We start from the raw sequence: 26,224 nt of genomic DNA on the forward strand, positions 1-26,224 counted from the left end.
CCGCCAGCACCAGCCACCCAGATCCACCCACGATCAACCTCCACGCCCTCAGACCGAGAGCCGCATGACAGACCGATCTACGCTACGTGGCATTGCCTCTAGCCGAGACAGCGCGAGCAGGGCGTCGGCCTTCTCGTCGGTCCGCATGAAAGCGGGCTCAACCTCGACAACTTCACTCAATGCGGCCTCAATAGCGGCAGCACACGCAAGCACCGGATGTGGTGAATTAACGAGCATTCCTCCGGCACCTCCCCCGAAGCGTACCGATCAATTGGACAACTCCATCGTACATATGTTCGGGCGATAGTCAAAGGTTTGGAAACCGCAACCACAGACCGTTGACCCGAACAAACCGTAAGCCGAAAAGCAGCCGAACCAAGTACCGCAACCAACCGCCAACGGTAACCACGTAACTCTGTAGTTGAGCCCCCAGCCCGAAACGGCCCTGCCAGATCGCCAGCATGGGTCTAATCAGCAGCCTGGGCGTGGATCGCGTCGCGGAGGGCGGCCCGGGGGGACTCGATGGCGGTGACGGCGACCGGGTCGCGGCCGCGGGCGCCGAGCGCCCAGATCAGGTTCACCAGCAGCCGCCGCTTGGAGCAGGGCAGGCGGGAGCCGTGGTAGAGCCGGTGCACCAGCCAGGCGGGCAGCCCTCGCAGCGGTACGCCGTAGAGCTCGGCCACGCCCTTACGCAGCCCGAGTGAGGCGACTGCACCCGCGTCCTTGTGCCGGTACGGCGCCGGCCGGCCGGTCAGGTTCCGGCTGAGCCGTGCGGCCTGCCGGACGGCGTGCTGTGCGGTGGGTGGGCACAGGCCGCCGCCGACCAGGTCCGGGACCGCGGCGCAGTCCCCTAGCGCCCACACCCCGTCGCCGACCCGGAGGAACTCGTCGGTGACCACCCGGCCGGCCGGGTCGCAGGGCAGACCCAGACTGCGCAGCGCCGGGTTGGCGACCACCCCGGCGGTCCACACCACGGTGTCGGTCGCGATCACCGTCCCGTCGCTGAGTACGGCGCGGCCCTCGGTCAGCTCGGTCAGCGAGGTCGCGGTGCGGATCTCGACCCCACGCTCCCGGAGCTGCGCAGCCGCATACCGGGCCAGCCGGTCCGGCAGCTGGCCGAGGATCCGCGGCCCGGCCTCCACCATCACCCACCGCGCGTCGGCGACCGACAGGCCGTCGTACCGGGGGAGCACCCGCCGGACCATGTCCTCCAGCTCGGCCAGCGCCTCGACGCCGGCGTACCCGCCGCCGACGAAGACGAAGGTCAGGGCGCGTGCGCGAGCGTCCGGGTCGGCCGTGGTCGCGGCCAGCTCGAGGCGGCCGAGGATCCGGTTGCCGAGGTGCAGCGCCTCCTCGACTGTGCGGAAGCCGACGGCGTGCTCGGCCAGCCCCGGCACCGGAAAGGCGCGAGTGACCGAGCCGAGCGCGAGCACGAGGTCGTCGTACTCGAGCCGCTGCACGGTGCCGTCGGGCGCGGCGACGTCGGCGACCCGAGCCGAGCGGTCGACGGCGACCAGCGACCCGGTGAGCACCCGAGCGCCGGGTAGCGCCGAGCGGAGCGGTACGACGACATGGCCAGCGTGCACGGTTGCGGCCGCGGTCTCGGGCAGCAGCGGCTGGTAGGTCATGTAGCCGTGCGGGTTCACCACGGTGACCTCGCAGCCGCGCTTGAGCAGCAGCCGCGCCGCGGCCAGGCCGGCGTACCCGCCGCCGGCCACCACCACTCGGCGGCTCACGGCCAGTCCAGGCTGAAGTACTGGGTCTCCTGGTACTCGCGGATGCCCGCGCGGGCGCCTTCCCGGCCGATGCCGCTCTGCTTCACACCCCCGAACGGAGTCGACGGGTCCGACACCACGCCGCGGTTCACCCCGACCATGCCGGCCTCCAGCCCCTCGGCGATCCGCAGCGCGTCCTGCAGGCGCCCGGCGTACACGTAGGCGGCCAGGCCGTGCTCGCTGTCGTTGGCCTGGGCGAGCATCTCGTCCCGGTCGGTCCAGGTGATCACCGAGACGACCGGGCCGAAGACCTCCTCGCGGGCGATCCGCATCTCCGGCAGTACGCCGGTCAGCAGCGTCGCCGGGTAGCGCCAGCCGTCGGGCCCCGCCAGGCCCTGATGCCGTACGACGGCGCCCGCGGCCACCGCCTCGTCCACCAGGGCGGTGACCTTGGCGACCGCGTCGGCGCTGATCAGCGGCGCGATGTCGAGCGCCTCGACCTCGGCGCCGAACCTGGCCACGAACTCGTCGACGACGTCGGCGTGCACGAAGAACCGGTTGGCGGCGGTGCAGGCCTGGCCTGCGTTGCGGAACTTCGCGATCATCGCGCCGGCCAGCGCCGCGTCCAGGTCGGCGTCGGCGGTGATCACGAACGGCGCGTTGCCGCCGAGCTCCATGCTGCTGTTGAGCACCCGGTCGGCCGCCTGCTTGAGCAGCACCCGGCCGACCCCGGTCGAGCCGGTGAACGAGAGCTTGCGGACCCGGTCGTCGGCCAGCCAGGTGCTGACCACCTCGGCCGGCGTGGTGGTCGGCACGACCGTGACCACGCCATCGGGCACGCCTGCCTGGGTGAGCAGCGAGGCGATCGCCAGCGCGGTGAGAGGCGTCTCCGCGGCCGGCTTGAGGACCACCGTGCAGCCGGCCGCCAGGGCCGGGGCGATCTTCCGAGTGGCCATCGCGGCCGGGAAGTTCCACGGCGTCACGAGGGCCGCCACTCCGACAGGGCGGTGGGTGACGACCGTGCGGGTGCCGCCGGCGGGGGAGACGCCGTACTCGCCCTCGGTGCGGACGGCCTCCTCGGAGAACCAGCGGAAGAACTCCGCGGCGTACCCGACCTCGGCCCGGGCGTCGGCGTCGGACTTGCCGTTCTCGGACGTGATCAGTGCGGCGAGCCGGTCGGTGTCGTCGACAATCAGCTCGTAGGCGCGGCGCAGCACCTCGGCGCGGACCCGCGGCGCCGTCGCGGACCAGGCCGGGAAGGCCCCGGCCGCGGCGTCCACTGCGCTGGTGGCGTCGGCGGCGGTGCCGTCCGGCACCGATGCGATCGGCTCGGTGGTGGCGGGGTTGCGGACCTCGAACCGACGGGTGGCGGTGCTGGTGGTGGTGACAGTCACGGGTACAGACCTCTCAGGAGATGGGCTTGGGCGACGCGCTCGACGGCAAGGCAGGTGGCGGCGGTGCGCAGGGGCAGGTCGAGCCGGGCGGCGTGCTCGCTGACCCGCTCCCAGGCCGACGTCATTCGGTCGGCGAGCTGCGCCTCGACCTCGGCGGCGGACCACCAGTAGGCCTGGTTGGCCTGGACCCACTCGAAGTAGGACACGATCACGCCGCCGGCGTTGGCCAGGATGTCGGGTACGACGAGCCGCCCGGCGTCCTGCAGGATCACATCGGCCTCCGGGGTGGTCGGGCCGTTGGCACCCTCGACGATCACCTGCGCGCGGACCTCGGCGGCGTTGCCGGCGTGCAGCACGCCCTCGACCGCAGCGACGACCAGCAGGTCGACATCCAGGGTGAGCAGGTCGTCGACCTGGTCCCCGCACGCGAAGCCGACCACCGAGCCGGTCGCGTCGACGTGCTCCTCAACCGCGGGGATGGGCAGGCCGGCGGACGCGGCGGTCGTGCCGTACTGGTCGGAGACCGCGGCCACGCGCACGCCCGCCTCGGCGAGGAACCGCGCGGCGTACCGGCCGACCTTGCCGAACCCCTGCACCGCCGCCGTCGCGCCGGCCGGGTCGATGCCACGGGAGCGCAGCGCGGCGAGTGCCACCTGGACGACGCCGCGCGAGGTCGCGGTGGCCCGGCCACGGGAGCCGCCGAGGCTGACCGGCTTGCCCGTCGTCACGCCGAGCACGGTGTGCCCCTGCTGGGCGGAGTACGTGTCCATCAGCCAGGCCATGGTGTTCTCGTCGGTGCCGATGTCGGGTGCGGGGATGTCCCGCTCGGGTCCGATCAGCGGGCTGATCTCGCTGGTGTACCGACGCGTCACCCGCTCCAGCTCGGCCTGGGAGTACTGCCGTGGGTCGATCCGGATGCCGCCCTTGGCGCCGCCGTACGGCACGTCCAGCAGCGCGCACTTCCAGGTCATCCACATCGCCAGCGCGCGCACCTCGTCGAGGTTCACGTCGGGGGAGTAACGCAGGCCGCCCTTGGCCGGGCCGCGGGTGAGGCTGTGCTGGACCCGGTGGCCGGTGAGCAGCTCGATCCGGCTGTCGTCGCGGCGCAGCGGGATGCTGACCGTGACCTCGCGGCGAGGAGCGGCGAGCATCGCGTGCAGGCCGTCGTCGTAGCCGAGGATCGTGGTCGCCTCGCGCAGCTGCGTTTGGGCGTCGTTCAGCGGCCCGCCGGCGACTTGCTGATCGGCGGGCTGAGTCATGGTGGTCATTACGTGTCCTTGAAGATCTGCTCGAGGACGTCGAGGGCCTCGGTCAGCAGGTGGTCGGGGATGGAGAGCGGGGGCAGGAAGCGGAGCACGTTGCCGTACGTGCCGCAGGTGAGTACGACGAGCCCCTGCGCGTGGGCGGCGGCGGCCAGTGCCTTGGTCAGGTCGGCATCGGGCTCGGTGGACCCGGGCTTCACCAGCTCGACCGCCATCATCGCGCCGCGGCCGCGGACCTCGCCGATCCGCGGGTCGGCCGCCTGGATCGCGGTGAGCCGCTCGTGCATCAGCTTGCCGATGGCCCGGGCGCGCGCGACCAGCCCTTCGGACTCGATCGTCTCGATCACGGCCAGCGCCGCCGCACACGCGATCGGGTTGCCGCCGTACGTGCCGCCGAGCCCGCCGACGTGCGGCGCGTCCATGATCTCCGCGCGCCCGGTCACCGCGGCCAGCGGCAGACCGCCCGCGATGCCCTTGGCGGTCACGATCAGGTCGGGCACGACGCCTTCGTGGTCGCAGGCGAACAGCTCGCCGGTGCGGGCGAAGCCGGTCTGGACCTCGTCGGCGATGAAGACCACGTCGTTGGCCCGACACCACTCCGCCAGCGCCGGCAGGAAGCCCTGGGCCGGGACGATGAACCCGCCCTCGCCCTGGATCGGCTCGATCACGACCGCGGCCAGGTTCTCGGCGCCGACCTGCTTCTCGATGACGTCGACCGCCCGGCGCGCGGCCTCGGCGCCGTCCACGCCGGAGTCGCGGAACGGGTAGGACAGCGGCGCCCGGTAGACCTCGGCCGCGAACGGCCCGAAGCCGTGCTTGTACGGCATGTTCTTCGCGGTCATCGCCATGGTCAGGTTGGTGCGCCCGTGGTATGCGTGGTCGAAGACGGCCACCGCCTGCCGCTTGGTGTGTGCGCGCGCGATCTTCACCGCGTTCTCCACGGCCTCCGCGCCCGAGTTGAACAGCACGCTGCGCTTGTCGTGGCTGCCCGGCGTGATCCGGTTCAGGGCCTCGGCCACCTCCACGTACCCGTCGTACGGCGTGATCATGAAGCAGGTGTGCGTGAACGCCGCCACCTGCTCGGCCACCGCCGACGACACCCGGGGAGCGCTGTTGCCGACGGTGGTGACCGCGATGCCGGAGCCGAGGTCGATCAGCGAGTTGCCGTCCGCGTCGACGACCACGCCGCCGCCGGCGGCCACGACGTACACAGGCAGCATGGTGCCGACGCCACGCGCGACCGCCGTGGTCTTGCGCTGCTGCAGCTCCTGGGAGATGGGTCCGGGGATTGCGGTGACGAGGCGGCGCTCCTGGGGGAGCTGCGGGCCGCCGGTGGGGTTCTCGCTCATGATGCTCACGCTAGGGATCCGAGCTCGGCGAGGCGATGGTCAAGACGCACAACCTTGGCGGCACAGTTGTGCAACCATGACACATGGTCGACGTCGCACTCCTGTTGGAGCAGCCGGAGCTCGTGCTCCGCGCCGTACACCTGCCCCGCCCGGACGCCGAGATCCGGTGGGTGGCCACCAGCGAGCTCGAGGACCCGACCCGGTTCCTTGAAGGCGGTGAGCTGCTGCTGACCACCGGCCTCGCCACCAAGGGCTGGCGCGGTCAGTGGGACGAGTACGTCGCGCGGCTGGCCCGGGTCGGCGTCAGCTCGCTGGCGCTCGGCGTCGGGCTCACCCACGCCCGGGTGCCGGCGACGCTGCTCACCGCCTGCGAGAAGCACGGGCTGAACCTGCTCGAGGTCCCGCGCGAGACCGCGTTCGTGACGGTCAGCAGGGCCACCGCCGGGCTCATCGACGAACGGGATGAGGGCGAGGCGCGGCTGGCGCTGGAGACCCAGCGGCAGCTGACGTCCGCAGCGGTCCGCAACGACGGCCAACGGGCCGTCGTGGGCCGGCTGGCGCAGCTTCTCGACGGCTGCGCGTTCCTGCTGACCGCCGACGGCCGGCTCGCGGCCGGGCCGACCGGTCCGCGGCCTGAGCTCGCCGACGTCGACGCGGCGCTCGCCGAGCTGGCGAAGATCCGCGCCGAGGGGCTCCGGGCCGCCTCCAGCGCAAGTGACGAGCACCGCACCAGCCTGCTGCTCCCGGTCGGGCTCCGCGGCCGGCCGGCGTACTACCTAGCGGTGGCGGTGCCCGGCCGGGTCACCGACGTACGCCGCAACGCGGTCACCACGGCCGTCGCCCTCCTCGGGCTGGCGGCCGAGCAGGAGCGCGGCCGGCTGGACACCCAGCGCCGGCTCTGGCAGAAGATGTACGAGCTGCTCGTCCGGGGCCAGGTCGAGGCGGTCCACGTCGTCGGCGAGGCCGCCGAGCTGCCCGCGCTGCCGGCGCAGGTGCGGGTTGTCCGGGCGGCTGGAGGTGCCGATGTACTCGATGACGCGCTGGGCGAGCTGGAGCGCCGGCGGGTGCTGGCCACGGTGCACGACGGCGTACTCAGGCTGGTCGCGGCACCGGCCAGGGCCACGCGCGCGGCCGAGCGGCTGAGCGTGCGCGGGCTGACTGTCGGGCTGGGCGAGATCGCCGAGCTCGCCGCCGCGGCCACCTCCGACACCACGGCCAGGCTGGCGCTCGAGCGCGCCACCGTGACGACCGGGGTTGTCCGCTGGGACAGCGTGGTGCGCGAGGGCGCGGTCGGTCTCTTGGCCGCCGACGTGGCGGCGTCGTTCTCAGCGTCCTTCTTCGGCGGCCTCGACGACGAGCAGACCGCGACCCTCGGCTCCTTCCTCAAGCATCACGGCTCCCGGCTCAAGGTCGCCGAGGAGCTCGGCCTGCACCGCAACACCGTCCGCAACCGGGTCGCGCAGATCGAGCTGGCGATCGGCCGCTCGCTCGACGACCCCGACACCCGCGCGGCGGCCTGGCTGGCCTGGCAGGCCCGGGACCTACCTGGGTCGCGTCACGGGTAGTGCGGGTTGTTGCCGGTCGGCATGGTGATGTTGATCCGCTGCCCTTCCCCGAGGAAGAACAGGACCGCCCGCCTGAGGCACTCGTCGAAGGTCCAGTAGCCCGCCGGCGGGAACGGCAGGGCCATGGACGCCTCCCGGAACGCGATGAACGCCGGCCAGCCGACGGCGACGAAACCGTCGGTCAGCGGCTCGCGGGGGATCTCCAGCCAGTCGGTGATCTGGTTGCCCAGGCAGTACCGGGTGAACGAGTGCAGCATCGGCTTGCTGACGCCCAGGTCGTACTCGGCGGCCAGGTTGAGCAGGATCTCGGCGAGGCGCACGCCCTCCGTGGTCGGCGCCAGGATCGGGTCGAGCACCTGGCGGGACTGCTCGTTGGCCGCGCTCCAGGTGGCCGGGATGTACTCGTCCTTGACGCCGAGCATGTGGGCGGTGAGCTGCCACAGGTGGAGGAAGGCCGCGGAGTCCGCGGCCGCGACCGAGACGTCCCAGGCCGCCAGCTTGTTGCTGGTAAACGTCGCCAGGCTGTGCCAGGTCACCATGATGTCGGCCTGGCTGATCGGCTTGGTCTCGTCCGCGGCGTCGTTCCAGTGCCGAGACCTCGGCAGCAGGTAGCGGACGGCGGCATGGGTCAGCCGGGTCTTCACGCAGGTCACGACCATCTGGCCACCGGCGCCGAAGGCGCCTCGTTCGCCGAGGTCGTAGCCCAGCTTCGCGGTCTTGGCGATGCGGTCCTTCATGTCCGCGCCGCCCGCGGAGTAGTAGACCGCCCGCGCCTCCCGCGGGATCACGCAGCTCATCATCCCGCTGCCGAACCCGTAGAGGAGGCCGATGTAGAGGCCGCGTCGCTGGTAGAGGTCGAAGGCCCGGCCGAGCTTGGCCTGGTCGGTCCACGACGGGAGCCGCCTGGCCTGGTCGAGGAAGGCGTGGAGGTCGGCCGGGGGGCCGGCCGGCAGCGGCTGGTCGTTGTGGGTCCAGTCGGCCAGCAGCCTGTTGACCAGGTCGACCTCGCCGCGCTCGAAGAGCTGCGCGACGACCGAGTCGGCCTCGTCGTCCCACACCTGGCGCGGGTCCGTCCCTAATCCGCTGCCGGCGACCGACCCGCTGGCCGCCCAGGTCCATGCCTCGGCCGGCGCCACGATCCCGAGCGCTCCCACGGCTCCGAGCGTGCCGCCGATGATCAGTCCACGCCTGCTGAGCTCCGCCATGTCGAGCCTCCCGGGAGTTGGCCGGTCACACTGATACGCTGATACTCAATCAGTATCACCGTATCACGAGGACGTGGATCTGTGACCGAGCTTGCTAGCCCTGACTCACTGCTGGGCCGCGCACTCCTGGGCGCCGTCGAAGGGGCGGGCGACGAGGCGAACGCCGACCTCCTCGACGCGGCGTACGAGCTGTTCTGTCGGTACGGCATCCAGCGCACGACCATGGACGACGTCGCCCGGCGGGCCGGCGTCTCCCGGATCACGGTGTACCGGCGGGTCAGCTCCAAGGAGGCCCTCGTCGAGCAGGTGATGCTGCGCGAGTTCCGCGCCTACGTCGAGCGGTTCCTCGCCGACGTCGGCCGAGCTGAGACCCTGGAGGACCGGGTCGCGGTCGGGTTCGCGAGCGCGCTCCGCGCCGTCCGGAGCAACCCGCTGGTCGACGGGCTGCTGCGGGCCGAGCCGGACCTGGCGGCGCCCTCCGTCCTGGGCCCGGACGGCAGCACCCTGACCGTGATCGGCCGGTTCCTGGCCGGGCAGCTTCGGCGCGAGCAGGAGGCCGGCAACATTGCCGCGGCCGTCGACGTCGACCTGGTCGCGGAGCTGATGGTCCGAGTCTCCTCGTCGCTCCTGCTCACCCCGAGCGACCTGGTCGATCTCGAAGACGCCGAGCAGCTGGAGACCATCGCCCGCCGCTATCTCGCGCCGATGCTGCAGCCGGTCCGGCGTCGCTGACCTGACCTGACCTGGCCGGATGTCGCGGGGCGCCCGCGCCGCGGTGGCCACGCGTCGTACGATCAGGGCCCCGCCTGGTCGTCCGTCGGAAGGTCGCTTACGTTGCAGCGTTACGAACGCCTGAACGCCGTGCTCGAACTCTTGGCCGCACGCGGCAAGCTGTCGGTCGAGGAGCTCGCCGAGGAGTTCGCGGTGTCGCCGGCGACCGTCCGCCGCGACCTCGACGATCTCGCCGACCAGCGGCTGGTCACCAGGACCCGCGGTGGCGCGGTGATCCAGTCGGTCGCCTACGACCTGCCGCTGCGCTACAAGACGGTCCGGCACCGCGACCAGAAGCAGGAGATCGCCGAGTACGCCGCGTCGATGGTCGACCCGGGCGCGGTGGTCGGCCTCAACGGCGGGACCACGACCTCGGCGGTGGCCCGCGCGCTCGCCACCCGCGCCGACCTCGGCGCACCGCCCGCCACGGCTGCCGCGCCGCCGCCCGCGCTGACGATCGTGACCAACGCGCTGAACATCGCCAGCGAGATGGTGGTCCGCCCGCACATCAAGATCGTGATGGTCGGCGGCGTCGCGCTCCCGCAGTCCTACGAGCTGATCGGCCCGCTGGCCGGCAAGGTGCTGGAGGAGATCACGATCGGCACCCTGTTCCTCGGCGTCAACGCGATCTCCGCGGAGGCCGGCGCCACCGCGCACCACGAGGGCGAGGCCGAGATCAACCGCGGCATGGCCGAGCGTGCCGAGCGGGTCGTGGTCGTGGCCGACGGGTCGAAGGTGGGCGAGGTTGCCTTCGCCCGGATCTGCGACATCGACGCGGTCGACGTACTCATCACCGACGCCGGAGCGGACGCCGACGAGGTCGCCCGGATCAAGGATCTCGGCATCGAGGTAGTGCTGGTGCCATGACCGGTCTGACAGGCTCGTAGCCATGGACCTGTCGGTGGATCTGGAGGCGCGGGGCGACCGCGCGTCGGCGATCTACCGCGCGCTGCTCGACGCCGTACGCCGCGGGCGGCTGCACCCGGGCGACCGGCTGCCGCCCACCCGGCAGCTCGCGCTCGACCTCGGCGTGTCCCGCAACACCGTGGCCACGGCGTACGAGCGGATGACGGCCGAGGGCTGGTTCGAGGCCAGGGTCGGCGCCGGCACCTATGTCACCGACGCCGCGATCCCGACCTCGCCTCGGCGCAAGCCGTCCGCGCTCGTGCCTCGGTCGGGCTGGAGCTTCGTGCCGCAGCCGGTCAGCGGCGGCGCGGTCGTGCCGCCGTACGACTTCAGGGTGGGCATCCCGGACGCCGGCCTGTTCCCGTTCGACACCTGGCGCCGGCTGCTGACCGCGGAGGTGCGCCTGCGCGCCAACAGTCCGGGCACCTACGCCGACCCGGCCGGGCTGCCGCAGCTGCGGGAGGCGATCGTGCGCAACCTCGCGCTGTCGCGCGGGGTCGATGCGGACGTCGAGGACGTGCTGGTCACCAACGGCACCCAGCAGGCGCTCGACATCGTCGCGCGGGTGCTGGTCGGGCCGGGCGACGTGGTCGCGGTCGAGGACCCCGGCTACCCGTCCGCCGTCGAGCTCTTCGAGGCCGCCGGCGCCAAGGTGGTGCCCGTGCCGATCGACGAGGAGGGGATCCGGGTCGACCTGATCCCGGGCAGCGCGGTGCTGGTCTTCACAACGCCGTCGCACCAGTTCCCGCTCGGCGTACCCATGTCGCTGGCGCGGCGCCGCGAGCTGCTCGACTTCGCCGAGCGGCACCGGATGGCGATCGTCGAGGACGACTACGACAGCGAGTTCCGCTTCACCGAGCGGCCCCTTGAGCCGCTGCACTGCCTCGACCGGGCCGGCCGGGTGATCTACGTCGGCACCTTCTCGAAGTCGCTGCTGCCGTCGCTGCGCGCCGGCTACCTGGTCGCACCCGAGTCGCTGCGCGACGCGCTGCGCGCGGCCCGGCAGATGACCGACGGCTACGGCCTGCTCCCGATCCAGGCCGCGCTCGCGAGGTTCATGGCCGAGGGCATGTTCGCCCGACACGTGCGCCGCGCCGCCAAGGTGTACGGCGAGCGTCGGGAGCTGGTGCTGGCCGAGCTGAACCGGGTCCCCGGCTGGGAGCCGGTGCCCTCCGCTGCCGGCCTCCACGTCACCGCCCTCGGCCCCGCCGGCGCCGACACCGCCCGGATCCGGCAGGCCGCCGCCGAGCACGGCATCGCGATGGAGTCGCTCGACAGCTTCAGCCGCCTCCCCACCCGCCCCGGGCTGGTCATCGGCTACGGCGCCGCCCGCACCGACTCCATCCGCCCCGGCCTCCTCGCCCTCCGCCGGATCCTGCTCACCACCAACGGATAGTCCAGTACGTTCGGCATCACCTTTCGCCGTCAACTGATGCGAAACGTTCTGGACTATCGACCCTTCCGGCTGCTCCACAGGACTGCGAGGGCGGCGACGACGACGGCGCTGACCACCTGGAGGCCGGTCATCCAGAGCAGCGCGAGGGTGGCGATGAAGGAGACGACGGCGCCGCGGTGGACCCAGGTGCCGCGGGGGAGGACCTTGACGGCGGCGGCGGTGCCGACGACGTACACGAGGGTGAAGGCGCCGGTGACGACCAGGATCGTGGCGGCCAGCGGGGCGCCGCTCACGCCGACGACGGCGAGCGTGGTCAGCGACATCCCCGCGACCACGAGCAGCGACCGGCGCGGTACCTGACCGGCGGCCGAGCCGTGCGCCAGCCACTCCGGCAGCGCGCCGTCCCGGCCGAGCGCGGCACCCAGCCGGGCGCCGCCGGCGAAGTAGGCGTTGATCGCGCCGAGCGAGAGCATCACCGCGGCGAGCGTGGTCACCGGGCGGGCGACCTCACCGAAGCCGAGAACCAGCAGGTCCGACAGTGGCGCCGAGCCGGGGTTCGGGCCGAGCACGGTCACCGTCGCGAAGGCGATGCCGAGGTAGAGGGTGGCGACCACGACCAGCGCGACCATCGTCGCGCGGGGTACGTCGCGGCCCGGGTTGCGGTAGTCACCGGACAGCGAGCTGACCGCCTCCCAGCCGGCGAATGCCCAGACCAGCAGCGCGGCGGCAGCGCCGACCGAGCCCCAGCCGTGTGGCGCGAACGGCGTCAGGTTGCCGAGGTCGGCGTGCGGCAGTGAGACCAGGGTGGCCACGGCCAGCATGGTCGCGAGTACGCCGGCGATCAGCAGCTGGACCCCGCCGGAGATCCGGATCCCGAACCAGTTCATCGCGGTCACCACGACGATCAGCCCGGCCGCGGTGAGCAGCTCGGAGGTGCGGCCGCCACCGAGCGAGTCCGCGACGTAGAAGCCGGCGAAGCTGGCCGCCGGGGGAGCGCCGACGGGGATCGCGAAGTAGAAGCACCAGCCGACCGCGGCCGACGCCTTGGCGCCGAACGCCTGCCGGGCGAACGTCGAGACACCGCCGCCGTCCGGGAACCGGGCGCCCAGTGCGGCGAAGGTGGCCGACAGCGGGATCGACAGCAGCACCAGCCCCAGCCAGGCCACCAGCGAGGCGGGACCGGCGACGGTGGCGGCAACCGCCGGGAGAGCGAGTACGCCGGTCCCGAGGACCGCGCCGATGGTGAGTGCCGAGCCCTGGGCGACGGAGAGCCCGGTGCTGGCTGTGGCAGGGGCGCCGGTGCCTGTGGGGGCCGCGGAGACGGGGGAGACGGTGCTGGTCATGCCATAAAACTAGGGCCCGGATTGGCGCAAGTGCAGCGCCAATCCGGGCCCAAGTCAGCTGGGCCAATATGTCAGCCCTGGACGTTCCTCACGTTGAACTTGAACACCTTGCCGTTGCCGAGCGGAGTGCCCTGGCAGGCGTAGCCGGTGTTCTTCCAGCACCGGTACGAGGTGCTGGCATTGGCCAGGGTGAGCGTCACCCGAGCCACGTTGCTGTTGGTGTAGGACGCCAGCACCTTGCCCCAGCCCCTGTTGTTGAGCCTGACCTCCTTGGAGATCACCTTGCCGTTGCGCAGGTGAACCAGCACCCAGGCGGCCGAGCCGGTGTTCTTGTTCGGCGCGTTCACGATGATCCGGAGCTTGCGCTTGCCGGAGAAGCCCGTGGTCGGGACGAACGAGTAGTTGCGGTTCGTCAGGTGGTTCAGCGTGAGTCGCCCACTGGCGCCCGGCTTGCTCCGGGTCAGCGTGTAGGTCTTGGCGATCTTCGCCGCCGGATAGGCCGAGCCCTCCGAGTACACCTTCTCCGGGACGATGTTGGCCGCACCGAACGCCGCGTAGAAGCGGGGAAGCTTCATCTTCTTGGTGGCCAGGAACGCCTTCACACCCTGGATCGAGTAGCGGTCCTGGCTGGGCCTGGTCGAGTCCAGCTTGTTCCAGATCTGCCGGACCGCGCCGGTGCCGTACTTGGCCGAGATCGCCTCGAAGAAGATCCAGTTGCCGTACGGCGTCAGCGACTGCCGCGCGAACTTGTCCAGCGGGATGTCGTTGCGGCGCATGTGGCCGTAGCCGAGGTACTGACGGTTGTCGTTGACCGAGTCGGCGTACCGCTCCTCCATCCAGGTCGCGGTCGCCTCCATCGCCCAGCGGTCCTCGGCGGCGTCGTAGTTGTACTGCACCGCGTGGAAGAACTCGTGCGCGGCGGTGACCTTCAGGCTGGCGGCGCGGGGCTGCGGCTCGAACTCGACGAAGTCCTCGTCGAGCACGCAGTAGCCGGACGCGCGGAACCGGTGACCGGGCACCGCCTTCTCGGTGGTGCAGTAGCCGTAGAGCCCGTCGTTGCCGACGTCGGAGAGGTAGACGTCGAACTTGTTGTTGCCGCCCTTGCCGCGGTCGGACGCCGGCGCCCGGTACTTGAGCTGGCCGACCTCCTTGCGCCAGACCGACTCCATCACCTTGAGCGAGTACTCCGCCCAGTCGAAGTGGCCGTTGCCGTCGTTGTCGGTGGACGACGGCGCGTCGTTGGTGGACTTGACATAGTGCACACAGACATGGGGGCCGCAGACCTTGGTCGCACGGACGGTGTAGCCGTCGCCGAGCGGGTCCCGTACGCCGTCGGTCGGCCGGGCGAGCAGGGCGTCGGCCTGCTTCTTCTCCGAGGCCGAGAGGCTGTCGTAGCGGAGGAAGAGGTCGGCCATCGCGAGGCTCGTGTCGCGGCCGGTCTCCTTGCCGGAGCGTGCGGCGATCGCGGTGTTGAGAGCAGCCGTCGCCTGGCGGGCGTCTTTCGACTGCAGCGTGAGCTCTTTCTCCGGGTCGGACGCCGCGTTGGCCCCGAGGGGCGCGACGAAGCCGATGGCGAGCACCAGCAGTCCTGCCGAGATTTTGCGAAGCATCGTTTGTTTGACTCCCAGTCGGGATGTGGATGAGGACGCGGGCACCTGCATAAGGCTCTAGCACCCGGAGACCGATTATGGAGATACAGGGGGTGGCCTCCGTTTGCTAGGGCACCCCAGCCGCCCGGCGGGCAACGCCGGGCACTCTACCGAACTACCCCCACGCGGCCGTTTCTAACCGTTTCCGGAGATCTTCTCGATGAGTGCGGTCGTCGAGATCGCTGGCGTCCGGGACAGATAGACGACCTCGCAGACGTCCTTCAGCTCGTCGAACCGGCCGGCCCAGTCGTCGCCCATCACGAGTACGTCGGCGCCGTACTCGACGATGTAGTCGCGCTTCAGTTCCAGGCTCTCCTCGAGGAAGACCCCGTCGACTGGCCGCAGGGCCGCGATGATCGCGAGCCGTTCCTGCTCGCTGAAGACCGGCTCCCGCCCCTTCTTCCGCACGTTCAGCGCATCCGCCGAGACGCCGACGACGAGCCGCTCGCCCAGCCCTGCCGCCCGCTCGATCATCCGCAGGTGGCCGACATGAAAGACGTCGAAGGTGCCAAACGTGATGACGGTGCGCGGCTCAGACATGCGAGGCATCCTCGCACGAGGGGGTAGAAGCCTTGAGCCCTGATCCACGGATGGCCGCGTGCTGCGCGGCGCCCATCGGTGGATCAAGGCTGAGAGGATGGCCAGCGTGACGGATCAGCTGACGCCGAGCATGGGGGCCATCGACATGGTCACGCCCGACCCCGAGGCCGACGAGCAGCGGCGGCGGGGCTTGCGCCGGATGCGGACGCTAGCGGTCTCACTGCTGGTCTTCGCGGCCATCGTCTACCTGGCCACGCTCGGCCAGGACGGCTTCTGGGGGTTCGTGAACGCCGGCGCGGAGGCGTCGATGGTGGGCGCGATCGCGGACTGGTTCGCGGTGACCGCGCTGTTCAAGCACCCGCTCGGGCTGCCGATCCCGCACACCGCGCTGGTACCCAAGCGCAAGGACGACCTCGGCCGCGGGCTCGAGGAGTTCGTCGGCGAGAACTTCCTGCAGGAAGGCATCATCCGCGACCGGGTGGTCGCCGCGACCATCTCCCAGCGCATCGGCGACTGGCTCGTCGTACCCGACAACGCACGGCGAGTGGTCGACGAGGTCGCCGAGATAGCCGGCATCGCGCTCGGCAAGGTCCGCGACGAGCACATCTCCGACCTGGTCGAGATGGCGCTGGTGCCGCGGTTCCGGGAGGAGCCGATCTCGCCGATCCTCGGCAGCCTGCTGACCGAGGCGCTCCGCGACGACCTGCACCGCGGCGTTGTCGATCTGGCCCTGGAGGAGCTGCACCGCTGGCTCGTGCACAACCCGGAGACGTTCACCGAGGTGCTGAGCGAGCGGGCGCCGTGGTGGGCGCCGCCGCGGCTCAACGAGGCGGTCACCAGCCGGATCCACGTGGAGGCGGTCCGCTGGCTGGCCGACATCCGGGAGGACCCGAACCACCACGCCCGGGCCGCGCTCGACTCCATGCTGAGCCAGCTCGCCCACGACCTGCTGTTCGACGAGGCCACCCAGGCCCGCGCCGAGAAGTTCAAGCTGCGGGTGCTCGAGCACCCGCAGGTGGTCGCCACCAGCATCTCGCTGTGGCAGGCGCTGCGGAACGCGCTGGTCAGCTCGCTGAACGACCCGACGGGCCCGGTCCGCCAACGGCTGGTCACCGAGACGACGGCGTTCGCCGAACGGCTCACCGCCGACGCCGACCTGCGCCGCCGGCTGGACGGCCTGGCCGCCGACGCCGCTGTCTTCATCGTGCAGCGGTACGGCGCGGAGCTGACCACCGTGATCACGCACACCATCGAGCGCTGGGACGGCAAGGAAGCCGCCCGCCGGATCGAGCTGCACGTCGGCCGCGACCTCCAGTTCATCCGCATCAACGGCACCATCGTCGGCGGCCTGGTAGGCCTGCTGATCCACACCGTCAGCGTTTTGGTGCACTGACTGGCGCCGGTTGTAACGCGGAGTTATGAGCACTGCCGGGCGGTAATTACTCCCCAACCAGTGCGCGTAACTGCGCGTTACAAGGAGGCGGGCGGTTGAATAGAGCCATGAGCCAGGCAGTGGATGTGTCGATCAGCGACGAGTCGATCAAGCTGGGGCAGTTCCTCAAGCTCGCGAACCTCATCGACAGCGGGTCCGACGCGAAGGGCGTAACGGCGCAGGGGTTGGTGCGGGTCAACGGCGACGTCGAGACCCGGCGAGGGCGGCAGCTGGTGAAGGGTGACGTGGTGACGCTGGCGGGCCGGTCGGCCAAGGTCAGTTAGGCCAAGCGCGGGCCAGTTCCCGGGGCCCTCGGGAACTGGACGGTCTAGTTCGACAGTGTCAGCAGCAGTGGCACGGGCAGTCGCAATCATCGACGTACACGCTCAGCACCTCCCTTCCGCGTCCGGCGGGTACCAGGTCCCGGGGGTCGGTGGTGGGCAGGTCGCGCTGGGGATCGCCGCCAGCATCTCGGCCATCTGCGCGCGCAGCGCGGTCAGCCGGACCAGCTGCTCGTCTACCTCCGCGAGCCGGCGGGTGAGGTGCTGCTCGGCGGGCTCGCACGGGCAGACGCCGGTGTCGCGCACCGCGAGCAGGTCGCGGACGTCGGCCAGGGTCAGCCCGAGCCGCTGGCAGCCCTGGACGAACGCGATCCGGTCGACCATCGACTCGTCGTACTGCCGGTAGCCCGATGCGGTCCGGGCCGGGGCGGGCAGCAGCCCCTCGCGCTCGTAGAAGCGCACCGTGTCCGGTGTGGTGCCGCTCGCGCGAGCGAGCTGGGAGACCGTGTACGTCGTCGTCGCAACCGCGGTGGTCATGCTTCGACGGTAAACCTTGGACCTGGGTCCAAGGTCAAGCCCGAGACAAATCCAGTTGCCGCCGCGGAAGCGCCGTTGATATCAACGACCAATGACGAACTCGGACGTCTCCTGGCCGCAGCGCACCGAGCGGCTCCTGCTCCGGCGGGTAACGGAGAGCGACATCGACCGGCTGCTGGAGTTCCGCAACGACCCCGAGGTCTACCGGTGGTTGCTGAAGACCGAGGTCGACAAGGACGCCCTCCGGGACGCCTGGATGCGCACCCTGACCGAGCCGGGCGAGCACTCGTCGCTCGCCGAGCTCGACGGGACCGTGATCGGCACCGCCGGACTCGTGGTCCGAGACGGCATGGGCCAGGACGGTGCCGCCGCGGTGGTCGGCGACGAGGCGCAGATCGGCTACATCCTCGATCCGGCGTATGGCGGTCGCGGCTACGGGACCGAGATCGCGAGCAACCTGCTCCGGATCGCCTTCGAGGACCTCGGTGTACGGCGGGTGGTCGCGGGCTGCTTCGCCGACAACACCCCGTCCTGGCGGGTGCTCGAGAAGGTCGGCATGCGGCGCGAGCAGCACGGCGTCCAGGACTCCTGGCATGCCGAGCTCGGCTGGGTGGACGGCTACACGTACGGGATCCTCGCCGACGAGTGGCGCGCTACGAGGTCCTAGGGCTTAGCGCCCAGGGCTTAGGAGACGCCGACCAGATCGACGACGAAGATCAGGGTCTCGCCCGGCTTGATCACGCCGCCCGCACCGCGGTCGCCGTACCCCAGGTGCGGCGGGATCACCAGCTTGCGACGGCCGCCGACCTTCATCCCGGCCACGCCCTGGTCCCAGCCGGGGATGACCTGGCCGACTCCGAGCCGGAACCGCAGCGGCTCGCCCCGGTTGTACGACGCGTCGAACTCCTCGCCGGTCGAGTGCGCGACCCCGACGTAGTGCACCGTGACGGTCGAGCCGCTGGTGGCCTCGTCACCGTCGCCGGTGGTCTCGTCGGTCACGACCAGGTCGGCCGGCGGGTCGAAGTCGGGAAAGTCGATCTCGGGCTTGTTCATGGTGCCCGACTATGCCATGCAGACCCCGGCAGTCCGGTGTCGGCGTCAGGGGCGGCGCGTGTCGGACTCCTCGTCGCAGACGAGCTGGCTCGGGAGTGTCGCCTCCTCGTCGCCGATGTCGTCGCGGGCCTGCCACCGGCCAAGGTTCCACTCCAGCCAGTCGTCGTTACCGACCTCGTGCCCGGCCAGCGCGCATGCGCGTTCCTCGCCCTTCAGCTCCGCCAGCACCGGGACCGCGTCCGAAGACAGGCCGCGCAGGTAGTACCAGTCGACCTTGCCGGTCTCGTCGTACCGCTCGAGGTTCTGCCGGGCGATCCAGGCGTCCGGGTTGATCGCGGCGATGCCGAGCAGCGCGACCACGCCGCTGAGCAGCGCGAGCCGCGGCAGCCACTGGTGGATCGGCCAGAACAGGCCGACGAGCATCGCGAGCACGAGCAGCCCGAGCCAGCCCTCGAACACGTCGACCAGCAGCCGCAGCTCCGTGAAGCCGTATGCCTCCTGGTAGACGTGCATCCGATACAGCGCCGAGGCCACCACCACCAGCGTCATCGCGCACAGCAGCCCGAGCGACGCCTGGACCCAGATCCGGTCCTGCTGGGTCTCGCGCGGAGCCTTCCTACCGGCCGCCCACACCACCAGCAGCGTCAGCGCGGTCGCGACGGTGAGCTGGCCGAAGCCTTGGTGCACGTACTCGGCGTAGGTCAGGCCGGTGGTCCGGCGCAGGTAGCCGTGGCCGCCGAAGATCACGGTTGCCTGGGCGATCAGGAAGACCGCGAACACCGCGTCCACCAGCAGCACCGGCGCCAGCCACTCGAAGCGGTGCTGCAACCGCTGCGGCGTGCCGCCCTCCCGCTCGACCGGCGGTGGGTTGAGCCCGAGGTACGCCGCGGCCAGGACCACGCCGCCGACCGCCATCGTGATGAAGGCCCGCTGCACGAACGTGTCCAGCCTCAGGTCCGGCACCAGCACGCCGACCCACTCGGCGAACAGCGCGTCGGCCGAGGCGAACAGCAGCCCGAAGACGGTCACGCCGAGCAGCGACCAGAGCGCCGTACGCAGCACCGCCGGGCCGTGCCCGAAACCGGTCAGCACCCGCAGGCTCTTGCCGAGCCACGGGATACCGCGCAGGCCGGCGAACGGCCAGGCGATGCCGCCGAGGAAGAAGCCCGCGAAGGTCCGGCCACGCACCAGCCCGGCGATGCACAGGGCGGCGCCGGCGAACATGCAGAGCACCGCGATCCACTCGGCGTCGCGCAGCACCGGCACCACCGAGAGCAGGACGCACAGCCCCGCGCAGGCCAGCGTGAACGGGTCCCGCCGATGCTTGGCGAACGCCAGCACGGTCCCGCCGGCGGCGAGCAGCACCAGGACGGTGCCGATGCCGAGGTTGCGCTCCGGGAAGATGAACGCCGCGAGCAGGCCGACGCCGAGGCTCGCCAGCACCGGCCGGATGTCCGGCTCGGCCTTCTCGGGCCAGATGTCGGCGAACAGCGGTGCCGGCGGCGGGTACGGCGGCCTGCCGCCGGTTGAGGAGGTTGCGCTAGCAACCGTCTCGAAACCAGCGGCAGGCCCAGCGGGCGCGGCCTTGGGCTCGACGGGGGGACCAGGCGGGGGCGGCGGTGAGGCAGGAGTGGTCATGGCAGTTTCCTGTCTGGGAGTCGGTCGGTCGGTGCGAGTGGGGAGGTCGACCCGGACCCGGGCGCCGACGGCGCCGTCCGGTCCATCGGCGGGGTCGACGAAGGAGATGACGCCGCCGTGCAGGTCGGTGACCCAGCGGGCGATGGCCAGGCCGAGACCGGTGCCCCCGCCGTCGTGGTTGGCGAGGGTGCCGAACCGCTCGAAGACGCGCTCGCGGTCCTCGGGTGCGATGCCGGGACCGTGGTCGGCGATCTCGATCCGCCAGCCGGCCTCGTACCCGTCGGCGGTGACCCGGACGACGCCGCCGGCCGGACTGTGCCGGGACGCGTTGTCGAGCAGGTTGGCGACGAGCTGGCGCAGCCGGGCGGGGTCGCCGTACGCGGTGTACGCCGCCGGCCGGACCGTGAGGTCCCAGGTGACGTCGCGGCCGGTCGTGTCGGCCGTCGACCGGGCCTCGGCCACCGCCTGCTCCAACAGCAGCGTGACCGGCACCGTGTCCCACGCCAGCGGCGCGATGCCGGCGTCCACCCGGGAGAGGTCGAGCAGGTCGGAGACCAGTGCCGCGAGCCGCTCGGCCTGGTCGAGCGCGGTCCGCAGCGCTGCCGGATCCGGCTCGGAGACGCCGTCGACGAGGTTCTCGAGTACGGCGCACAGTGCGGTCAGCGGGGTCCGCAGCTCGTGGCTCACGTTGGCGATCAGGTCGCGCCTCTCGCGGTCGACGGCCGCCAGGTCATTGGCCATGGTGTTGAAGGCGCAGGCGAGCTGGCCGATCTCGTCGCCGGAGGTCTCGTCCACCCGGACCGCGTAGTCGCCGCGCGCCATCCGCCGGGCGGCGTCGGTCATCTGCCGCAGCGGCGAGGTCATGCCGACCGCGAGCAGCTGGGTGACCCCGAGCGCCAGCAGCACGGTTACCGGCAGGCTCAGCCACGGCGACACCCCGGCCGAGGAGCCGATTGTCGCCACCACCGCCGCCACCGCGACGCTCGCGACCACCAGCAGCCCGAGCTTGACCTTGATCGAGGTGACCTGGTCGAGGGGAGTGGTCACCGGCTCGGTCCTAGCGGTTCCAGCGCGTAGCCGACGCCGTGCGCGGTGCGCACCCGGTCCGGGCCGATCTTGGCGCGCAGCGCCTTCACATGGCTGTCGACCGTGCGGGTACCGGAGGCGCCCGGCCAGCCCCAGACCTCGGCGAGCAGCTTCTCGCGGGTCAGCACCTGGCCCGGTGTGGTCGCGAGGCAGACCAGCAGGTCGAACTCGGTCGGTGTCAGCCGCACCTCGTCCTCGCCGACCCAAACCCGGCGGGCGCCGACGTCGACGCGGAGGTCGCCGTACTCGAGGGTGCGCGGCGTGCCCAGCGAGGCGGCCCGGTCGACCCGGCGCAGCAGCGCGTGGATCCGGGCGACCAGCTCGCGCATCCGGAACGGCTTGGTCAGGTAGTCGTCCGCGCCGACCCCGAGCCCGACCAGGATGTCGGCCTCGTCGTCGCGCGCGGTCAGCATCAGCACCGGCACCGGCTGCACGGCCTGGATCCGGCGGCACACCTCGTGCCCGTCGTACCCCGGCAGCATCACGTCGAGCACGACCACGTCGGGCACGTGGTTGGTGAACGCCGCGACCGCTCCGGGGCCGTCCCACGTCTGGACGACGTCGTACCCCTCGGACAGCAGGCGGTCGGTGACGGCCTGGTTGATCAGCGGCTCGTCCTCGACGACGAGTACCCGACGTTGTGCCATGCCCCGAGCGTAGGAGCGCAGAGGGTCAGAAGTCGGGGATGACCCGTGAAGGTTCTGTGCAGGTCGCGCCGGCTACTTCGTCTGGTGCACGTAGTGGTCGAGCTGGTCGCGCTCGAACTCCAGCTCGCCGATCCGGCTCTTCACCACGTCGCCGATGCTGATGATCCCGGTGAGCTGCTCGTCGCGGACGACGGGAATGTGCCGAATCCGGTGCTCGGTCATCTGCTGCATCAGCTCGTCGACCGACGACTCCGGCGTGCAGGTGTGCACGACCGCGGTCATGATCGCCTGCACCGGGCCGTTGAGGACGGCGTCGTCATCGTTGAGCCGGCGGACCACATCGCGCTCACTGACGATGCCCTCGACCTTGCTGCCGTCGGTGCTGACGATCAGGGCTCCGACGTTGTGCTGGGCGAGCAGAGCGACCAGCTCGCGCACCGTCGCATCGGGGGGAATCGTGACGACTTCCTGGCTGGGCTTTCCCCTGAGTACATCGCTGATCCGCATCGGTGCACCTCCAGCATCACGAGAGTTGTCTGACCACGCTACTGCCGGGTATGCGCAAATGAACAGACTTGTCTCAGCCACCAGGCTCAGGGTCAGGCTCGTCGGGCGTACGTCGCCTCTCGGCGAGGTCGTGCACCGAGCCGGTCCGGTACGCCGCGACGTCCGGGTCGCTGTCGTCGTCGGCGAGCGAGCCGAGGAAGGCGAGCGCGGCCTCGTGCAGGTGGCCGTTGCTGGCCAGCGCGTTCCCGCCGAACGGGCCGGGCGTGCCGTCCAGCGAGCTGAACTGGCCGCCGGCCTCGCGGACGATGATGTCCAGCGCCGCCATGTCGTAGACCTCGAGCTCCGGCTCGGCCGCCAGGTCGACGGCGCCCTCGGCGACGAGCATGTAGGACCAGAAGTCGCCGTACGCCCGGGTCCGCCAGCACCGCCGCGCCAGCGACAGGAACGCCTCCAGCCGGTCCCGCTCGTCCCAGCCGAACAGCGAGCTGTAGGAGAGCGAGGCGTCGTCGAGGCGGCGCACGTCGGACACGTGGCACTGGGTTGCCTTGAGCAGCGAGCGGCCGGTCCAGGTGCCGTTGCCGACCGAGGCCCACCAGCGGCGCTGCAGCTGCGGCGCGGACACCACGCCGAGCACCACCTCGTCGTCGACGACCAGCGAGATCAGCGTCGCCCAGACCGGGACCCCGCGGACGAAGTTCTTGGTGCCGTCGATCGGGTCGATCACCCAGCGGCGCTGGCTGTGCCCGGTCGTGCCGTGCTCCTCGCCGACCACCGCGTCCCGGGACCGGACCCGCGACAGGGTGCGCCGAATGCCCTCCTCGACGGTCTTGTCGGCGTCGGTCACCGGAGTCAGGTCCGGCTTGCTCATCACATGCAGGTCGAGCGCCTTGAACCGGCCCTGGGTGATCGAGTCTGCGTCGTCGGCAAGCACGTGCGCGAGCCGCAGGTCGTCGGTGTAGTCGGTCGGCCGTGAGCTGGGCATGACGCACACGCTAGCGGCAGTCGTCCTGGTGAGGGTGCGGCATAGCGCTCCCATCCCGGCACGACCTGCCGCTAACGTGCATCCATGGAGATCAACGGAGTGCCGCTGCACCCGCTCATCGTGCATGCCGCTGTGGTTTTCGCGCCGCTGGCGTCGCTGGCCGGCCTGCTGTACGCCGTGCTGCCGAGGTGGCGCTGGGCCACGCGCTGGCCGATGATCGCGCTCGCCGTGATCGGTGCCGGATCGGTGCTCGCGGCGTACCTGTCCGGCAAGAACTTCCTCGGCGACCGGCCAGGTCTTCGAGAGGTCCCCGAAATCTGGGAAGACCTCCAAGTCCACCAGGATCGAGCGCTGGCGCTGCTCTGGATCTCGCTGATCTATGTCGCCATAGTCCTGCTCGCAGGCTGGACCCTCGGCGGCCCGAGCGCGCTGGCGTCAGGCGCAGGTGCGCAGGAGACCCGGGCCGGCGCGCTGAGCTGGGGCGCCATCACGCTGCTCGTGGTTGGCGCGGTCGCGGTCCTGGTGATGACGATCCTCACCGGCGACGCCGGTGCCCGGGCGGTCTGGGAGAGCTAGGCCGGTCGTGGAGCTGGGACAAATTCACTAGGTACCTAGTGAATTTGTCCCAGCCCACGGGAAGTTTCCGACGGGGAGGGCCGGTTTCACTGGGTGCCTAGTGAAACTGCCCGGCCCGCTCAGTCGCCCGCCCCACCCTCGCGGGCGTCGAGGAGGCGGCGGAAGGACTGGACGCGGTCGGGGTCGGCTTGGGCGGCGGCGACGGCGATGTCGAGCCCGCACTCCGGCTCGTCGCTGCCGTGCGTACAGCCGCGCGGGCACTCCTCGGTCATCTCGTCGAGGTCGGGGAACGCCTCGATCAGCCGTTCCGGGCGCACGTGCGCGAGGCCGAACGAGCGGATGCCCGGGGTGTCGATTATCCAGCCGCCATCGCCGTCGACCGGGGGCAGCGCCAGCATCACCGCCGAGGTCGAGGTGTGCCGGCCACGGCCGGTGACCGCGTTGACGATGCCGACGTCGCGGCTGGCGGTGGGCACCAGTGCGTTGACCAGCGTCGACTTGCCGACGCCGCTGTGGCCGACCAGCACGCTGGTGTGCCCGGACAGCTGCTCGCGCACCTTGGTCAGGTCGCCGCCGCGCTGAGTGACGACGTACGGAACCCCGAGCGAGCGGTACGTCGACAGCAGCGTCTCCGGATCGGCGAGGTCGGCCTTGGTCAGGCACAGGATCGGGTGCATGCCGGCGTCGTACGCCGCGACCAGGGCGCGGTCGATCAGCCGCGGCCGCGGCTCGGGGTCGGCCAGCGCGGTGACCACCACGAGCTGGTCGGCGTTGGAGACGATGATCCGCTCGATCGGGTCGTCGTCGTCGGCGGTACGGCGCAGCGTGGTGCTGCGCTCGGACACCTCGACGATCCGGGCCAGTGAGCCGTCGGCTCCGGAGACGTCACCGACCACCCGGATCCGGTCGCCCACGACCACACCCTTGCGGCCGAGCGGCCGGGACTTCATCGCCATCACGGTCTGTCCGTCGACCAGCAGCGTGAACCGACCCCGGTCCACCGCGACTACCACGCCGTCGACGGCGTCGTCGTAGGTGGGTCGTTCCTTGGTGCGTGGGCGGGTCCGACGGCGCGGTCGTTCGTAGTGCTCCGCGTCGTGGTCGGACCAGCGGCTCACAACAGGCCGGACCAGAACTCGGCGAACCCGGGGAAGGTCTTGGCGGTGGTGCCGACGTTCTCGACCAGGACGCCGTCCACGGCAGCGCCGATGATCACCGCGGCGTGTGCCATCCGGTGGTCGGCGTAGGTCCGGAACACCCCGCCGCGCAACGGCGCGGGCCGGATCGCGAGCCCGTCGGGCAGCTCGTCGACGTCGGCGCCGAGGTTGCTGAGCTCGGTGGCGAGCGCGGCCAGCCGGTCGGTCTCGTGGCCGCGGATGTGGGCGATCCCGCGCAGGTGGGACGGCGTCTCGGCGAGCGCGCACAGCGCCGCGATCGCCGGGGTCAGCTCACCGACGTCGCGCAGGTCGATGTCGATGCCCTGCAGCGCGTCGGGCCCGGTGACCCGGAGACCGGCGTCGACCAGCTCAACCCGGCAGCCCATCCGGGCCAGGATCTCGCGCAGCTCGTCGCCGGGCTGGGTGGTCTGCAGCGGCCAGTCGCGGATGGTGACCGTGCCGCCGGTCACCGCGGCCAGTGCCAAGAACGGCGCGGCATTGGACAGGTCGGGCTCGATCTCGCAGTTGACCGCGGAGATCGGGCCGGGCGCCACCAACCAGCGGTTGGCGTCGAAGTCATCGACCACCACGCCACGCTGTCGGAGCATCGCGATCGTCATCTCGACGTGCGGCAGCGACGGCACCTGCTTCCCGTCGTGTCGGACGTCGACGCCCTGCTCGTAGCGGGCACCCGCCAGCAGCAGCGCGGAGACGAACTGCGACGACGCGGACGCGTCGATGACCACGGTGCCGCCACGGACCGCCCCAGCACCGTGTACGGCGAACGGCAGCGCGCCGCGGTCGTCGTCGCTGATCTCTACGCCGAGCCCGCGCAGTGCCGTGAGCACCTCACCGATCGGCCGGTTGTGCATGTGCGGGTCGCCGTCGAACAGCACATCACCGGACGCCAGCGCGGCGACAGGCGGCACGAACCGCATCACCGTCCCGGCCAGGCCGCAGTCGACGCTGCCGCCGCCGGTCAGCTGTCCGGGAGTGACCGACCAGTCGTCACCGGAGGTGTCGACCGTCGCCCCCAGCGTGGTCAGCGCGGTAGCCATCAGCAGGGTGTCCCGCGACCGCAGCGCGCGCCGTACCACCGAGGGGCCGTCGGCCAGCGCGGCCAGCACCAGCGCCCGGTTGGTCAGCGACTTCGACCCTGGAAGGGACACCACGGCATCGACCGGTGCCTCCACACGGGGAGCCGGCCACGGGTCGATCAGGGTCGTCGTCACA

General features: G+C 71.3%; 24 protein-coding genes. 8 read left to right on the plus strand and 16 right to left on the minus strand.

Going from position 1 to position 26,224, the window contains the following annotated elements; genetic code table 11:
- Positions 1-467: 467 nt before the first annotated feature.
- The 4 genes from DDV73_RS16020 to gabT are packed head-to-tail and all read right to left on the minus strand — an operon-like array spanning position 468 to position 5,720.
- Positions 468-1,736 carry an NAD(P)/FAD-dependent oxidoreductase gene (locus tag DDV73_RS16020; protein WP_206050915.1) on the minus strand — a complete coding sequence of 423 codons (1,269 nt, stop codon included), beginning with the start codon at positions 1,734-1,736 and terminating at the stop codon, positions 468-470.
- Entirely contained in the window at positions 1,733-3,109 is a 1,377-nt protein-coding gene (locus DDV73_RS16025) for an NAD-dependent succinate-semialdehyde dehydrogenase (RefSeq protein ID WP_109508270.1), read from the minus strand. Before DDV73_RS16025 ends, DDV73_RS16020 begins: the two co-directional genes overlap by 4 nt.
- The gene (locus tag DDV73_RS16030) at positions 3,106-4,377 is read right to left on the minus strand and encodes a Glu/Leu/Phe/Val family dehydrogenase (RefSeq protein WP_109508271.1); all 1,272 of its coding nucleotides are present in this window, start codon (positions 4,375-4,377) and stop codon (positions 3,106-3,108) included. Before DDV73_RS16030 ends, DDV73_RS16025 begins: the two co-directional genes overlap by 4 nt.
- Complete coding sequence (gene gabT / locus DDV73_RS16035) at positions 4,377-5,720, minus strand: 4-aminobutyrate--2-oxoglutarate transaminase (RefSeq protein WP_109508323.1); 1,344 nt, start codon at positions 5,718-5,720, stop codon at positions 4,377-4,379. The genes DDV73_RS16030 and gabT overlap by 1 nt, the downstream gene beginning before the upstream one ends.
- Positions 5,721-5,803: 83 nt before the next feature.
- On the opposite strand from gabT, the gene DDV73_RS16040 reads away from it, so the two are divergent.
- Complete coding sequence (locus DDV73_RS16040) at positions 5,804-7,285, plus strand: PucR family transcriptional regulator (protein ID WP_109508272.1); 1,482 nt, start codon at positions 5,804-5,806, stop codon at positions 7,283-7,285.
- Here DDV73_RS16040 and DDV73_RS16045 read toward each other — a convergent pair.
- A complete protein-coding gene (locus DDV73_RS16045) occupies positions 7,276-8,490 on the minus strand; it encodes an oxygenase MpaB family protein (protein WP_109508273.1) in 1,215 nt (404 codons plus the stop codon). The two genes, DDV73_RS16040 and DDV73_RS16045, sit on opposite strands and share 10 nt — an antisense overlap.
- Before the next feature lie 81 nt (positions 8,491-8,571).
- Between DDV73_RS16045 and DDV73_RS16050 the strand changes: the two genes are divergently transcribed.
- From DDV73_RS16050 to pdxR, 3 genes are all read left to right on the plus strand, one after another.
- Complete coding sequence (locus DDV73_RS16050) at positions 8,572-9,222, plus strand: TetR/AcrR family transcriptional regulator (protein WP_206050916.1); 651 nt, start codon at positions 8,572-8,574, stop codon at positions 9,220-9,222.
- A 129-nt stretch (positions 9,223-9,351) separates the two neighbouring features.
- Positions 9,352-10,128, plus strand: coding sequence for a DeoR/GlpR family DNA-binding transcription regulator (locus tag DDV73_RS16055; protein ID WP_240617317.1), 777 nt, complete (start codon positions 9,352-9,354; stop codon positions 10,126-10,128).
- 22 nt (positions 10,129-10,150) lie between these two features.
- A complete protein-coding gene (pdxR, locus tag DDV73_RS16060) occupies positions 10,151-11,563 on the plus strand; it encodes a MocR-like pyridoxine biosynthesis transcription factor PdxR (protein ID WP_109508275.1) in 1,413 nt (470 codons plus the stop codon).
- Between the two features lie 53 nt (positions 11,564-11,616).
- On the opposite strand, the gene DDV73_RS16065 is transcribed toward pdxR, so the two are convergent.
- The 3 genes from DDV73_RS16065 to DDV73_RS16075 all read right to left on the minus strand — a co-directional run bounded on the left by DDV73_RS16065 (position 11,617) and on the right by DDV73_RS16075 (position 15,095).
- A complete protein-coding gene (locus DDV73_RS16065; RefSeq protein WP_109508276.1) occupies positions 11,617-12,906 on the minus strand; it encodes an amino acid permease in 1,290 nt (429 codons plus the stop codon).
- 71 nt (positions 12,907-12,977) lie between these two features.
- Entirely contained in the window at positions 12,978-14,516 is a 1,539-nt protein-coding gene (locus DDV73_RS16070) for an MXAN_6640 family putative metalloprotease (RefSeq protein ID WP_154402781.1), read from the minus strand.
- A gap of 174 nt (positions 14,517-14,690) precedes the next feature.
- Positions 14,691-15,095: an FAD synthase family protein gene (locus DDV73_RS16075; protein ID WP_109508278.1), complete on the minus strand. Its 405-nt coding sequence runs from the start codon at positions 15,093-15,095 to the stop codon at positions 14,691-14,693.
- A gap of 106 nt (positions 15,096-15,201) precedes the next feature.
- On the opposite strand from DDV73_RS16075, the gene DDV73_RS16080 reads away from it, so the two are divergent.
- A complete protein-coding gene (locus DDV73_RS16080; protein ID WP_338066400.1) occupies positions 15,202-16,488 on the plus strand; it encodes a DUF445 domain-containing protein in 1,287 nt (428 codons plus the stop codon).
- 107 nt (positions 16,489-16,595) lie between these two features.
- Complete coding sequence (locus tag DDV73_RS16085; RefSeq protein WP_109508279.1) at positions 16,596-16,811, plus strand: RNA-binding S4 domain-containing protein; 216 nt, start codon at positions 16,596-16,598, stop codon at positions 16,809-16,811.
- Between the two features lie 102 nt (positions 16,812-16,913).
- Here the strand turns inward: DDV73_RS16085 and DDV73_RS16090 are convergent, their stop codons facing one another.
- Positions 16,914-17,345, minus strand: coding sequence for a heavy metal-responsive transcriptional regulator (locus DDV73_RS16090; protein ID WP_109508280.1), 432 nt, complete (start codon positions 17,343-17,345; stop codon positions 16,914-16,916).
- A 91-nt stretch (positions 17,346-17,436) separates the two neighbouring features.
- Between DDV73_RS16090 and DDV73_RS16095 the strand changes: the two genes are divergently transcribed.
- Entirely contained in the window at positions 17,437-18,012 is a 576-nt protein-coding gene (locus tag DDV73_RS16095; protein WP_109508281.1) for a GNAT family N-acetyltransferase, read from the plus strand.
- A 17-nt stretch (positions 18,013-18,029) separates the two neighbouring features.
- Here DDV73_RS16095 and DDV73_RS16100 read toward each other — a convergent pair whose 3' ends face one another.
- From DDV73_RS16100 to DDV73_RS16120, 5 genes are all read right to left on the minus strand, one after another.
- Positions 18,030-18,398: an FKBP-type peptidyl-prolyl cis-trans isomerase gene (locus tag DDV73_RS16100; RefSeq protein ID WP_109508282.1), complete on the minus strand. Its 369-nt coding sequence runs from the start codon at positions 18,396-18,398 to the stop codon at positions 18,030-18,032.
- A 45-nt stretch (positions 18,399-18,443) separates the two neighbouring features.
- Positions 18,444-21,083 (minus strand): DUF4153 domain-containing protein, encoded by a 2,640-nt coding sequence (locus DDV73_RS16105; RefSeq protein ID WP_109508283.1) that lies wholly within the window; start codon positions 21,081-21,083, stop codon positions 18,444-18,446.
- Positions 21,080-21,769 (minus strand): response regulator transcription factor, encoded by a 690-nt coding sequence (locus tag DDV73_RS16110; RefSeq protein WP_109508284.1) that lies wholly within the window; start codon positions 21,767-21,769, stop codon positions 21,080-21,082. The genes DDV73_RS16105 and DDV73_RS16110 overlap by 4 nt, the downstream gene beginning before the upstream one ends.
- 72 nt (positions 21,770-21,841) lie before the next feature.
- Positions 21,842-22,276: a CBS domain-containing protein gene (locus DDV73_RS16115; RefSeq protein ID WP_109508285.1), complete on the minus strand. Its 435-nt coding sequence runs from the start codon at positions 22,274-22,276 to the stop codon at positions 21,842-21,844.
- A gap of 73 nt (positions 22,277-22,349) precedes the next feature.
- Positions 22,350-23,258 (minus strand): inositol monophosphatase family protein, encoded by a 909-nt coding sequence (locus tag DDV73_RS16120; RefSeq protein WP_109508286.1) that lies wholly within the window; start codon positions 23,256-23,258, stop codon positions 22,350-22,352.
- An 84-nt stretch (positions 23,259-23,342) separates the two neighbouring features.
- On the opposite strand from DDV73_RS16120, the gene DDV73_RS16125 reads away from it, so the two are divergent.
- Positions 23,343-23,834, plus strand: coding sequence for a DUF2231 domain-containing protein (locus DDV73_RS16125; protein WP_109508287.1), 492 nt, complete (start codon positions 23,343-23,345; stop codon positions 23,832-23,834).
- Between the two features lie 119 nt (positions 23,835-23,953).
- On the opposite strand, the gene rsgA is transcribed toward DDV73_RS16125, so the two are convergent.
- Positions 23,954-24,952: a ribosome small subunit-dependent GTPase A gene (gene rsgA / locus DDV73_RS16130; RefSeq protein ID WP_109508288.1), complete on the minus strand. Its 999-nt coding sequence runs from the start codon at positions 24,950-24,952 to the stop codon at positions 23,954-23,956.
- Positions 24,949-26,223, minus strand: a complete 1,275-nt coding sequence (gene aroA, locus DDV73_RS16135) for a 3-phosphoshikimate 1-carboxyvinyltransferase (protein ID WP_109508289.1) — start codon at positions 26,221-26,223, stop codon at positions 24,949-24,951. The genes rsgA and aroA overlap by 4 nt, the downstream gene beginning before the upstream one ends.
- Position 26,224: the final 1 nt, after the last annotated feature.

Source organism: Nocardioides speluncae, assembly GCF_003121585.1.
In the GTDB taxonomy this organism is placed as follows: domain Bacteria; phylum Actinomycetota; class Actinomycetes; order Propionibacteriales; family Nocardioidaceae; genus Nocardioides; species Nocardioides speluncae.

What these genes read in the sequence shown, in the direction of transcription:
- DDV73_RS16030 (WP_109508271.1), bottom strand. Translation starts at nt 4,377, where the DNA reads ATGACCACCATGACTCAGCCCGCCGATCAGCAAGTCGCCGGCGGGCCG.
- gabT (WP_109508323.1), bottom strand. Translation starts at nt 5,720, where the DNA reads ATGAGCGAGAACCCCACCGGCGGCCCGCAGCTCCCCCAGGAGCGCCGC.
- DDV73_RS16040 (WP_109508272.1), top strand. Translation starts at nt 5,804, where the DNA reads ATGGTCGACGTCGCACTCCTGTTGGAGCAGCCGGAGCTCGTGCTCCGC.
- DDV73_RS16045 (WP_109508273.1), bottom strand. Translation starts at nt 8,490, where the DNA reads ATGGCGGAGCTCAGCAGGCGTGGACTGATCATCGGCGGCACGCTCGGA.
- pdxR (WP_109508275.1), top strand. Translation starts at nt 10,151, where the DNA reads ATGGACCTGTCGGTGGATCTGGAGGCGCGGGGCGACCGCGCGTCGGCG.
- DDV73_RS16065 (WP_109508276.1), bottom strand. Translation starts at nt 12,906, where the DNA reads ATGACCAGCACCGTCTCCCCCGTCTCCGCGGCCCCCACAGGCACCGGC.
- DDV73_RS16070 (WP_154402781.1), bottom strand. Translation starts at nt 14,516, where the DNA reads ATGCTTCGCAAAATCTCGGCAGGACTGCTGGTGCTCGCCATCGGCTTC.
- DDV73_RS16075 (WP_109508278.1), bottom strand. Translation starts at nt 15,095, where the DNA reads ATGTCTGAGCCGCGCACCGTCATCACGTTTGGCACCTTCGACGTCTTT.
- DDV73_RS16085 (WP_109508279.1), top strand. Translation starts at nt 16,596, where the DNA reads ATGAGCCAGGCAGTGGATGTGTCGATCAGCGACGAGTCGATCAAGCTG.
- DDV73_RS16090 (WP_109508280.1), bottom strand. Translation starts at nt 17,345, where the DNA reads ATGACCACCGCGGTTGCGACGACGACGTACACGGTCTCCCAGCTCGCT.
- DDV73_RS16095 (WP_109508281.1), top strand. Translation starts at nt 17,437, where the DNA reads ATGACGAACTCGGACGTCTCCTGGCCGCAGCGCACCGAGCGGCTCCTG.
- DDV73_RS16100 (WP_109508282.1), bottom strand. Translation starts at nt 18,398, where the DNA reads ATGAACAAGCCCGAGATCGACTTTCCCGACTTCGACCCGCCGGCCGAC.
- DDV73_RS16110 (WP_109508284.1), bottom strand. Translation starts at nt 21,769, where the DNA reads ATGGCACAACGTCGGGTACTCGTCGTCGAGGACGAGCCGCTGATCAAC.
- DDV73_RS16115 (WP_109508285.1), bottom strand. Translation starts at nt 22,276, where the DNA reads ATGCGGATCAGCGATGTACTCAGGGGAAAGCCCAGCCAGGAAGTCGTC.
- DDV73_RS16120 (WP_109508286.1), bottom strand. Translation starts at nt 23,258, where the DNA reads ATGCCCAGCTCACGGCCGACCGACTACACCGACGACCTGCGGCTCGCG.
- DDV73_RS16125 (WP_109508287.1), top strand. Translation starts at nt 23,343, where the DNA reads ATGGAGATCAACGGAGTGCCGCTGCACCCGCTCATCGTGCATGCCGCT.